The sequence below is a fragment of the Paracoccus binzhouensis genome, assembly GCF_016446475.1.
GTDB lineage: Bacteria > Pseudomonadota > Alphaproteobacteria > Rhodobacterales > Rhodobacteraceae > Paracoccus > Paracoccus binzhouensis.
The window spans coordinates 1-9,706 of sequence record NZ_JAEHFP010000143.1; the positions used below are offsets into that span (position 1 = coordinate 1).

The 9,706-nt window shown below is 63.5% G+C and carries 11 protein-coding genes and 1 pseudogene; 1 reads left to right on the forward strand and 11 read right to left on the reverse strand.

Going from position 1 to position 9,706, the window contains the following annotated elements:
• A partial coding sequence (locus I9P22_RS21455) for a patatin-like phospholipase family protein (RefSeq protein WP_199261980.1) occupies positions 1 to 387 on the reverse strand: 387 nt, incomplete at its 3' end.
• A gap of 299 nt (positions 388 to 686) precedes the next feature.
• Here I9P22_RS21455 and I9P22_RS21460 point away from each other — a divergent pair.
• Positions 687 to 1,775 (forward strand): hypothetical protein, encoded by a 1,089-nt coding sequence (locus I9P22_RS21460; RefSeq protein WP_199261982.1) that lies wholly within the window; start codon positions 687 to 689, stop codon positions 1,773 to 1,775.
• A gap of 203 nt (positions 1,776 to 1,978) precedes the next feature.
• Here the strand turns inward: I9P22_RS21460 and I9P22_RS21465 are convergent, their stop codons facing one another.
• The 10 genes and pseudogenes from I9P22_RS21465 to I9P22_RS24685 form a co-directional block, all read right to left on the reverse strand.
• On the reverse strand, positions 1,979 to 2,431 hold the full coding sequence (locus I9P22_RS21465) for a CopG family transcriptional regulator (RefSeq protein ID WP_456299616.1): 453 nt from the start codon (positions 2,429 to 2,431) through the stop codon (positions 1,979 to 1,981).
• Positions 2,412 to 4,397 carry a conjugal transfer protein TraG gene (locus tag I9P22_RS21470; protein ID WP_199261985.1) on the reverse strand — a complete coding sequence of 662 codons (1,986 nt, stop codon included), beginning with the start codon at positions 4,395 to 4,397 and terminating at the stop codon, positions 2,412 to 2,414. The genes I9P22_RS21465 and I9P22_RS21470 overlap by 20 nt, the downstream gene beginning before the upstream one ends.
• Positions 4,398 to 4,421: 24 nt before the next feature.
• Complete coding sequence (locus I9P22_RS21475; RefSeq protein ID WP_199261987.1) at positions 4,422 to 6,161, reverse strand: relaxase/mobilization nuclease domain-containing protein; 1,740 nt, start codon at positions 6,159 to 6,161, stop codon at positions 4,422 to 4,424.
• Positions 6,162 to 6,404: 243 nt separating this feature from the next.
• Complete coding sequence (locus tag I9P22_RS21480; protein WP_199261989.1) at positions 6,405 to 7,169, reverse strand: lytic transglycosylase domain-containing protein; 765 nt, start codon at positions 7,167 to 7,169, stop codon at positions 6,405 to 6,407.
• 2 nt (positions 7,170 to 7,171) lie between these two features.
• Entirely contained in the window at positions 7,172 to 7,507 is a 336-nt protein-coding gene (locus I9P22_RS21485) for a DUF736 domain-containing protein (protein ID WP_199261991.1), read from the reverse strand.
• Between the two features lie 69 nt (positions 7,508 to 7,576).
• The gene (locus I9P22_RS21490; RefSeq protein WP_199262002.1) at positions 7,577 to 8,119 is read right to left on the reverse strand and encodes a S26 family signal peptidase; all 543 of its coding nucleotides are present in this window, start codon (positions 8,117 to 8,119) and stop codon (positions 7,577 to 7,579) included.
• Positions 8,116 to 8,601 (reverse strand): DUF2840 domain-containing protein, encoded by a 486-nt coding sequence (locus I9P22_RS21495; protein WP_199261994.1) that lies wholly within the window; start codon positions 8,599 to 8,601, stop codon positions 8,116 to 8,118. The genes I9P22_RS21490 and I9P22_RS21495 overlap by 4 nt, the downstream gene beginning before the upstream one ends.
• Positions 8,598 to 8,852 (reverse strand): hypothetical protein, encoded by a 255-nt coding sequence (locus I9P22_RS21500; protein ID WP_199261996.1) that lies wholly within the window; start codon positions 8,850 to 8,852, stop codon positions 8,598 to 8,600. Before I9P22_RS21500 ends, I9P22_RS21495 begins: the two co-directional genes overlap by 4 nt.
• Complete coding sequence (gene parA, locus I9P22_RS21505; RefSeq protein ID WP_199261998.1) at positions 8,849 to 9,502, reverse strand: ParA family partition ATPase; 654 nt, start codon at positions 9,500 to 9,502, stop codon at positions 8,849 to 8,851. The genes I9P22_RS21500 and parA overlap by 4 nt, the downstream gene beginning before the upstream one ends.
• A pseudogene (locus I9P22_RS24685) lies at positions 9,499 to 9,706 on the reverse strand (replication initiator protein A); the annotation flags it as partial. The gene parA and the pseudogene I9P22_RS24685, both read right to left, overlap by 4 nt.

Sequence of the window (9,706 nt, forward strand, 5' to 3'; positions counted from 1 at the left end):
CGGCATCCCGGTCACGGAAGCTGTAGGATAAGTCTGTCCGGGGAGGGGGTAACCGCGCCCATCACCTGAGTTATGCAACAGAGCCCCCGTAGCCCCAAACACCTCTTTCCCAGTGTCGCGCAGCTTCTCGGACTTTGCGGATCGGCTCTTGGCCCGCATAATGGTCGGCACCCGCTCCTTATATAGCTCGTGGATTTCCTCGACAGGTCGGCCGATGGCGAGAAGCGCGGCGATGATGGAGCCGGTACTCGTTCCGAAAATCAAATCGAATGTCTCGTGGATGGGGCGCGGTAGCAGCGCTTCGACTTCCCGCAGAATTCCCAACGAGTAGAAGCCCTTGGCCCCACCACCATCCAAACTTAGTATCCGACAGATATCTTCATCCATTACCGACCGATCCTTCACCCCAAGATATGGTGGTCATTGATCGGTTGCAATGCAATAGGTAGAGTGAAGACTTGGCGAGAATTACATGGGAGAACACCATTGGCTGGCCAATAATGCCTCCTACGAGGCCCAGTCACCAAGTAACAGGGACGTCACCCGCCGCTCAAGGGGCGTCTGGTAGTTTGCCAAGAGTGTAGATTTCAGGTCCGGTGTCGCGTCGCCGCAAGGCGCATTAGAAAGACTTGCAGCTCGAGCGAACGACCAAACCTTCCCATTTTGGGCAACGGTAGGAAAGCAGGATGTCCGAACAGCCTCAGACAACTACCCCCTCTAACTTGTCGGCGTCGGCGCGGAACTATGCTCGCGAGGAAGATGCACGTACGATCGGCTCGAATGTACTGGGGCTTATCCATTTTTTCGGCCAACACATGGATCTCGCAACGCTAGACGGCGTGACCCTGGCCTATGACTATTCCGATGCCCTACGGGAGCTGGATCGGGGAGTTGAAACCTCCTCAGACCTTATCGCCAGCAAAGACTGGGGCCTCGGGGTCGCCATGACGCCGACTGTATTTCGAGACGGTGTGCTAAAATCGCACATCCTCTTCAACGCGGCGATCCTTGAGGGGCTTCTCGAAGAGCCCGAGAGCAAGGCGTGCCAAGAGGTGGTCCATATCATTGCCCATGAATGCGCTCATGTCGAAATCAATGCTGTAAAAGATCGGCAATTTCCCAACCTGATCCTCCGTTACCGGCCCGAAACTTGGTACGAGGGCCTTCGACTAGAAGTCATTGAGGCGTCCTGGGACGAGTATGCAGCCTGCCGGATTTCAGCGGGCTTTGGAGCAGCCTCGTTGGAGAATTATCAAGGGGTGTTTCTGAACATCCTTGCCGAGGCTGGATCGAATGTGCGGGAAGCCATTCTGAAGTGTCGCCACGACGCGAATTACGATGAGCTGTTAATCGAAGCTCAGCGCAACATTGGCAACCTCGTGAAATATGCTTCCTACGTGCTGGGCACTGCCGATGGTCTCGATAAAGACACCGAAAAAGAGTTGCCGGAGATATCTGCGGCTCTTCAAGGGCACTGGTTCGCCCCCTTCTTTATACGCCTCCGTGATGCCCACAGGGCACTCTGGGAGCGCTACGGTCAGTGGGACAGCCTGAAGGAGTTCGAGACGATCGCCGATATCTGGCTTGAGATGCTCGCTGACCGGGGCGTCGAAGTGACACCGCAGGATGACGGCACGATGTATGTGAATATCCCCTTCCGCGCGGACACGAGTTCATACCAGGCCATGATGTGGGGTCTGCGTCAGGCGACCAAAGGATTGCGAAATTGGCAACTGCCAACCGACACAGGAAGCAAAGATCCAAGCGACTTCTGATCATTTGCGAGCCTTAGCGCATCAGGATGCTGCGTGGCACCACGAATTTCCGCTTCGGTGACGCTGCGCAGCAGCACCTTGTGGGGGCCAAGCGTCGGTTATGGGCCGCACACGTCGCTGCATCCGCGAAATCCCTGCCGTGCTGCGCTCCTTCCGATTGTCGCTGAAGGGCTCTTCGCTGACGAACTTTAAGGCGGCGTTGTTCACCGCTCTGGTGCTGCCACATCCTCCGACACTTCCTGCCGAAGCTTTGGCCCCTGTGCGAGGCGCCGGCCGAGCGCGGCGATGAAGGCTTCGTAGCGCTCTCCGGCCTTGGCGCGTGCGGCCTGAGCGGCGGGCTCGGGCAAGGCCGGTGTGGTTGTGAGCCAGAAGCGGATGAACACAGCGAGGCTTTCGACGGCGATGCCGAGATCACGCTCCATGCGCGTCATGCGGCGATCTATTTGGTCGAGGCGTCTGGCAATTACCGCCTCCCGGCGCTCGGCATCGTCGGGCGACAGAAACGAGGCGATGGCGGCCTCGGCGATCATCGATTGGGACTGATCCCGCCTTGCGGCGAAATCCGCCAGGGCCTTCTCGACTTCCGGATCCAGATAGGCCGTCACTTTTTTCTTCTTGCGAGGGTTGGTCATTGCGCTACAGGTCCATGCGGTCATTGGGATCCATCGCGACCTGACGCGCGATGCCCTGGGCGTGGCGGATCATGCGCCGATTTCGGGTGGCGTCCTCGTCGGCGTCGTCGGGCTGCCCGATCTCGAACTCGTTCTCGATGGGCTTTTTCTTCTCCACCGGCTTTATGCGGCTGAGTTCAGGTTGCAGCCTGCGTTCGGATTCGGTGGGGTCTTCATCCTCGGCCGGATGTTCGGACGATGCTTCGGCGCTCTCCGGACGTGGCGGGATTGGGAGCGCGGCCCAGTCGTTGGGCCGGGCTTTGTCGGGTTGCTTCAACTCCGGTGGCGAAAGCAGGCGTTCGGTGAAACGTCCATCCTCATAGTAGCGCGCCTTTTTCGCCCGGATCGGCGGGATACCGGCGACCATGACGATCTCGTCGTCCGGGGGAAGCTGCATGATCTCACCGGGTGTGAGCAACTGGCGGGCTGTCTCCGAGCGCGACACCATGAGATGCCCCAGCCAGGGCGACAGCCGGTGCCCGGCATAGTTCTTCATGGCCTTCATCTCGGTGGCGGTGCCGAGGGCGTCGGAGACGCGCTTTGCGGTGCGCTCGTCATTGGTGGCGAAGCTCACCCGGACATGGCAATTGTCGAGGATCGAATTGTTCGGCCCGTAAGCCTTCTCGATCTGGTTCAGAGACTGCGCGATCAGGAAGCTCTTGAGGCCATAGCCTGCCATGAAGGCGAGAGCGGATTCGAAGAAGTCGAGCCGCCCGAGGGCAGGAAACTCGTCCAGCATCAGGAGCAACCGATGCCGCTTCGTATTCGCCTGTAGATCCTCGGTGAGGCGGCGGCCGATCTGATTGAGCAGCAATCGCATCAGGGGCTTGGTGCGGTTGATATCCGAAGGTGGTACGACGAGGTAGAGCGTGGTCGGGCATTCACCTTCCACGATGTCGCGGATCCGCCAGTCAGAGCGGCGCGTCACCTCGGCAATGACCGGATCGCGATAAAGGCCGAGAAACGACATCGCGGTCGAAAGGACACCGCTCCGCTCGTTTTCGGATTTGTTGCGCAGCTCGCGCGCCGCGCTGGCGACGACGGGGTGCGGCCCGGCTTCACCCAGATGCGGGGTCTTCATCATGGCGCGCAAGGTGGATTCCACCGGGCGCTTCGGATCGGAAAGGAATTTGGCGACGCCCGCCAGCGTCTTGTCCGGCTCCGCATACAAGACATGCAGGATCGCGCCGACGAGCAGCGAATGGCTGGTCTTTTCCCAGTGATTACGCTTGTCCAGGCTCCCTTCGGGGTCGACGAGGATGTCGGCAATGTTCTGAACGTCGCGCACCTCCCACTCGCCGCGGCGCACCTCGAGCAACGGATTGTAGGCCGAGGATTTCGGGTTGGTCGGGTCGAACAGCAGCACCCGGCCATGGCGGGACCGGAAGCCGGAGGTCAGTTGCCAGTTCTCGCCCTTGATGTCGTGGACGATGGCCGAGCCCGGCCAGGTCAGAAGAGACGGTACGACCAAACCGACGCCCTTGCCGGATCGCGTCGGCGCGAAGCACAGCACATGCTCCGGCCCATCGTGGCGAAGGTATTCCTTCTCGTAGCGGCCGAGCACAACACCATCGGGATCGAGCAGACCCGCGGCCTTGACCTCGGGCTTTTCCGCCCATCGCGCCGAGCCGTAGGTGGCGACGTTCTTCGCCTCCCGCGCCCGCCAGACCGACATACCGATGGCGACCGCGATGGCGATGAAGCCGCCCGACGCTGCGATGATTCCGCCTGTGGCGAAGATCGGCGGCGCATAGGCTTCATAAAAATACCACCACCAGAAGATGGCAGGCGGGTAATAGACCGGAATGCCGAAGAGTTCGAACCAGGGCGGGCCCAGTTGCGCCTGAAACCCGAGGCTCCAGGCGATATATTGCGTCGCGCCCCAGGTGGTGGCGAGAATGATGAGAAAGACGATGGTGATCTGGCCCCAGAGGATCTTGGTTGCGGACATGGGCGGTGTTCCTTTCCGTTTGAGCTAGAGACCGAGGCTCCGTTTGCGCCCGAAATCCCAATCGACGCCGCCATCGTCGCGGGCCACGCCGGAGACGTGGCGGCCGATCTGTTTTTCGAGGGAGGGAGACCAGGGCACGAGCTGGAATCCGAGGCCGTCGTCGATCATGGCGAAGCGGCCCGAGGCGAGCGCGAGGCGCTGGCGATAGGTACCGGACACATACTCGCCGCTGCCGGCGCGGTTGAATGGCAAGCCGGTTTCATTGGCCAGCTTCTCGCCAAGCGCATTGACCTCCCGGTCGCGCAGCGTGTTGAGCAGCCGGCGCGTGAAGACGACGCGCCGGCCTTGTCGCTCGGCCAGACCCTCGTCGATGAGATGCTCGGCACGCTCGTCCATCGCCTGACGGACTTCCGCGCCGAATCCGCTGTCCGAGAGGGCGAGGGGTTCGCGGGCGATGGCCTGCCGGTCGAGCCAGGTTGCACCGGGGGCGCCTACCTGCGCACCCAGATCGAGATCGGAGCGGACGGCGAGCGCGACGCGGCGCGCGCCCCGTGCGTCCTCATAAGCGCGCAGCTCGACGATCGAACCCGGCGGGCCGTCCCCTGCGGCATCGAGATGCGGCAGCTTGATGTGATGGGTGCGGCCATCGACACCATCAACGATCGAATAGGCCGTGCCTTTCAGTTCATCATCGAGGCCGCGCTCGACCAGGCGGCCGATGACTGGGACATCAAGGCTTTCACCGGCCAGCACATAGCTCGCCGAGCCGCGCTCGCTGCCGCGTTCGGTCAATGCGCGGTGCATGCGTTTGATGATGTCGCCGCGCTCGCCCAATTCGCGCAGGACCGTTTCGGCCTCGGGCTTGATGAACCATTGCGAGTGGCCGATCTGTCCGGCGACACCAAGGACCTCAAGAGTGCGCAGCCGGCCCACTTTCAGCGTATGGAACGCGTCGGGCTGCTGGTCGGCGAGAGGCGCCAGGTTGACGATGCCGGATTTGCCGGCATCATGAACAAGCTGCCGGTCGAGCTGCGTCCAGCGTTCCGCCTCGATCTGGGCCTCCAAGGTTCGGCGGATGTCGAGATCGGTGCGCGGCCCCAACTCCAGGGTGATGAGATCGCGCGCCCGGTCGCGCATCCCCTCCTTGATGTAATCGCGGGAGATCACGAGATCCTGGCCATCATCGCGCATGCCGCGCACGATCAGATGGACATGCGGATGTGCGGTGTTCCAGTGATCGACCGCCACCCAATCGAGCCGCGTGCCGAGATCCGTTTCCATCTGCCCGACAAGATCGCGGGTAAAGGATCGGAGGTCGGACATTTCGGGGGCGTCGTCAGGCGAGACGATGAACCGGAAGTGATGCCGGTCGTCACCGCAGCGCTCGGTGAAGGCTCGACCGTCCGCATCCTCCGTTCCCGGCCCGAACAGCCGCGCCTTCTCCCCATCACGGGTCACGCCATCGCGGCGCAGATAGTCGAGATGTGTTCCGAGCGGCGCGGAGCGCGTGCTGTGGCGAACCACGCGCGCCTTGACGACAGCGCCACGTGTGCGGGAGGTGATGAACCGGTTTGCCTGGATGCTGGCGCGCTGGCCGCGCCCGAAGCGGGATCGGTTGGGAGCGGTGATGCGGCCAGATCGCGAGACGCCGCCGCCTGCCTTCTTCGCCGCGGCGAGCGCCTGTGCGATGAAGGGCCGAGCAGATTGGGCTCGGGTCGAACGGATTCGCCCTGGACGGACGCGGAACTCGCGTTCATCGGACATGGCGCTGCCTCGCACGGTGTAAAACAGTGTGGAAATTCAAAGCGATGGTCATTGGGCGCACGGTGCGCCAAGGCGCTGCACGGTGCGGAACGCGCCATAAACATGAACAAAAACAACCGCCCGCCTGAGCCGCACCGTGCGCCCTTTTATCCTGCCATCCTTCGGTCGTGGTGCCTGCCGCCACCTCTCGTGCCCTCCACGCCACGCCATCGCACGATGGGATGCGAATTGCCGCGGAGCCGTTCATGGCCTGTCCCCACTGGCTTTGCGGGCGACAAACATCCCCTCCGGCTGAGAGCCGGCGAGCGCGTCCGGTGCGGCCGGGACGAGGGGAGCGGCATTGTCCGGCCTTCGGTCGGGCGTTGCGGGATCGGCTGCGGGAGTGCCGTTGTTGCGCGCAACAAAGATCGCCGCCTCGCGCCAATCGAGCGGTCGGGCGACAGTGGAAGCGGGCCCCGAGGGTCGCTCACCAAGCAGAATGGGCGCAAGCGAGGCGACATAGGCGCGCGTTTCGGCGGGCAGCGGACGATCCGTCGAGCGGTATTCGTCGTAGCGGCCGGTTCCGGCATTGTAGGCCGCAAGCATCGCGCCGACATTGCCGTAGCGATCCCACATCTCGCGCAGATAGGCCGTGCCCGCGAGGATATTGTCGCGCGGCTCAAAGGGGTCGTGGCCTAAGCGATAGCGGATGCGCAGTTCCGCCCAGGTATCGGGCATGACCTGCATCAGCCCCATTGCGCCCACCGACGAGATGGCTCGGATATCGCCCGCGCTTTCCGCGCGCATGACGGCGACGATCCAGGACGCGGGAATACCGAAGCGTTGCGACGCCTCGGCAATATGAGCGTCATGCGGATGCGCGGCGACGGCGCGATCCGACACGGCGATCTGCGCCAGAACCGGCGGTGTTGCGGCTGCGGAGATGAACAGGCCGGAAAGAAGAAAGAGGATGATGCGGCGGGGTGCGCCGCATCTTACGGTGGCGGGATAAATGCAGGAGGTGATCATGATCACTCCTGCTCGCCGCGTTTCTTCTGGCGGGTCCAGTGCAGGCCCCAGTCGCGGCCGGCCTCATTCGACTGGAACAGGCGGGCGCGGATCGGATGCTGAAAGACGGGGTCGTCGAGCAGGACAGAGATGAAGGTTCCCGCGCGTTCGCCGGAGTGTTTCCAGCCTGCACCGACTTCCGGCCCGTCCTCGTCGCCAAGGTGAATGCGATAGGCGGGCGCGTTCTCCGACTCGGCAATGTCCGTCGGAACAAAGGTCAGTTCGACGTCGAGCGAGAGGGTGCGGACATGCCCGGAATAGCCGGACGGGGTACGTGTGAATTGACCGATCTGTGCCACTGAAGGCTCCTTTCCTTTTGCGGTGGAACAGGGGCGAGGCCGCTTGCACGCCCCGCTATGGGCGCGCCGTCACCGCATCGACGCGCGCCAAGCGAAGAAGCCATCGCCGTCCTCGTCCGTGAAAAGCGGGGTGGCGAGGCCGATCACCACTGATGCGGGGAGCGGGCCGAAGTAGCGGCCGTCGAGGCTGTCACTGACGTCCGGGTTCATCAGGAAAACCTCGCCCTCGGCGATGATGCGGCAGCCCTGCCAGACCGGCAGGTCGCGGCCTTGGCGGTCGTGGTCTCGGGCTTCACCAAGCGGAACGGAATCGACGGCGACTGCTCGGCCGTCGCGGCATACGCGCTGCCCCGGCAGGCCGATCACGCGTTTGAGAAGCGGCACGCCGCGTGCGACGTAGCCGCGTTCGACCATGAAGGAGGCGACAGGTTCAGGCGGCATGACGGCAACGAGATCGGGCACCTCGATCCGCTCGGCCGGCGCGATGGTGTAGAAGCCGATCGGCACGCTGGCCGATGCGTTCCAGACCAGCCTGGGCGATGTCGGAACGAAGCTGGCGATGACGATGGCCAGCGCCGCAGCCGTCACCAGAACATAAGTTGCGCGGGTCATTGCCCGATCTCCCGGCGCCGGAGCCATGCCCGGTGGCGCTCCATCGAATAGGGGCGCGGCGCTTCGCCCGCGTTCATCCAGTGGGCGACATGCCGCCAGTGATCGGGATCGACTTCGGCTGGATCGATGCCGAGCCCCTCGACGGTATCGACATGGCGAAGGACGTCCTCGACGTGTTGCCAGCCTTCGATCTTCAGAAGGATTTCGCCGCCCGGACGGACGAAGGGCAGCGTCTGATAGGCATTGCCGGATGCCACGGCGCGCACGATGTCGATGCGCGAGATGACGGTGCCGTAGTCGTTCGCGGCCCAGCGAACGAAGGCGAAAACGGCACCGGGGCGGAAACAGACGATGCGGCGGTTGCGGTCGAGGATCTGCGTTCCGGCCTCGTGACCGAACCTGATCCAGTATTCGATTCTCTTCTCCACCCATGTCAGTTCCACACGGGTCAGATCATCGTGGGGAGCGGCAGCACCGATCATGAGTGATCTCCTGATGGGTCGGGAAACTCGCGCGCGAGCAGCTCGCGCAGCATGTCCGCGACAGTGATGCCGCGGCTGAATGCGGCGACCTTGATGCGGCCGCGCATCCCGGGGGTGACATCAATGGTCAGCCTGGCCGTATTGGCGGTGGCAGCGCTGTCACGCACCGGCGGCGTGTCCACGGCCTTGATCCAGTCGTCGGGATCGACCGGACGGGCTGCGAATCCTCGGCGGGTCGCGCGCTCACTCATGGCGCAACCCTCCCGATGCAAAGCCGGCTGATCTCGGTGGTAAGCGCGGCGATCTCGCGGGCAGCGGGGGAGCGCCCGTCGATCTCGCTGGCGAGCCGCCCGGATTGCGCTGCGTCGGCGAAGACAACGCGCTGGCCGATGGCACTGGTGAGCACCGGAGGATCATGGTCGGCGAGCGTTTCGGCCGTCTCGCGCGCAATGACGGTGCGGGCACCGCAACGGTTGAGCACGAAGCGGGCGACGAGCTGGGGCCGATAGATGCGGGCCTCCGCAAGGAGGGACAGCATCTCGGCTGATGCCCAGCCATCGAGCGGCGATGGTTGCACCGGGATCAGCACGAGGTCGGCGGCAAGCAGCGCGGAGCGCATGAGGCCAGCGACACGCGGTGGGCCGTCAATGACGATCGTGTCGGCGTCACGGGCGAATTCGGGGGCCTCGCGATGCAGCGTGTCGCGGGCCAGACCAACGACGCCGAATAGGCGAGGAAGGCCCTCATGGGCGCGTTGCTGGGACCAGTCGAGTGCGGAGCCTTGCGGGTCGGCGTCGATCAGCGTGACGCGCTTTCCCCGGCTCGCTAGTTCACCGGCGAGATGCAGCGCCAGCGTCGTCTTGCCGACGCCGCCTTTCTGGTTGAGGAGCGCGATGATCATCGGCGTCCTCCCGGCAGATCGATAGAAAGGCGGGGCGTGTCGGGATTATTAGATGCCGCGTCTTCGTCTCGATCGGGTGTGGATCGGGACGACGATGGGGCGACAGACGCCCCTTTCTTCGCGGCCATGTTGAGGCTTCTGGCGGTGTCGCGGATGAGGTTTTCCACATCGCGCGCGCGCTCTTCAAAGTTAGCTGGGGTAACT

Excerpts from the sequence above, each read along its gene's own strand:
- I9P22_RS21490 (WP_199262002.1), bottom strand. The coding sequence starts at position 8,119 with ATGACCCGCGCAACTTATGTTCTGGTGACGGCTGCGGCGCTGGCCATC.
- I9P22_RS21480 (WP_199261989.1), bottom strand. The coding sequence starts at position 7,169 with ATGATCACCTCCTGCATTTATCCCGCCACCGTAAGATGCGGCGCACCC.
- I9P22_RS21475 (WP_199261987.1), bottom strand. The coding sequence starts at position 6,161 with ATGTCCGATGAACGCGAGTTCCGCGTCCGTCCAGGGCGAATCCGTTCG.
- I9P22_RS21465 (WP_456299616.1), bottom strand. The coding sequence starts at position 2,431 with ATGACCGCATGGACCTGTAGCGCAATGACCAACCCTCGCAAGAAGAAA.
- I9P22_RS21460 (WP_199261982.1), top strand. The coding sequence starts at position 687 with ATGTCCGAACAGCCTCAGACAACTACCCCCTCTAACTTGTCGGCGTCG.
- I9P22_RS21470 (WP_199261985.1), bottom strand. The coding sequence starts at position 4,397 with ATGTCCGCAACCAAGATCCTCTGGGGCCAGATCACCATCGTCTTTCTC.
- I9P22_RS21500 (WP_199261996.1), bottom strand. The coding sequence starts at position 8,852 with ATGAGTGAGCGCGCGACCCGCCGAGGATTCGCAGCCCGTCCGGTCGAT.
- I9P22_RS21495 (WP_199261994.1), bottom strand. The coding sequence starts at position 8,601 with ATGATCGGTGCTGCCGCTCCCCACGATGATCTGACCCGTGTGGAACTG.
- parA (WP_199261998.1), bottom strand. The coding sequence starts at position 9,502 with ATGATCATCGCGCTCCTCAACCAGAAAGGCGGCGTCGGCAAGACGACG.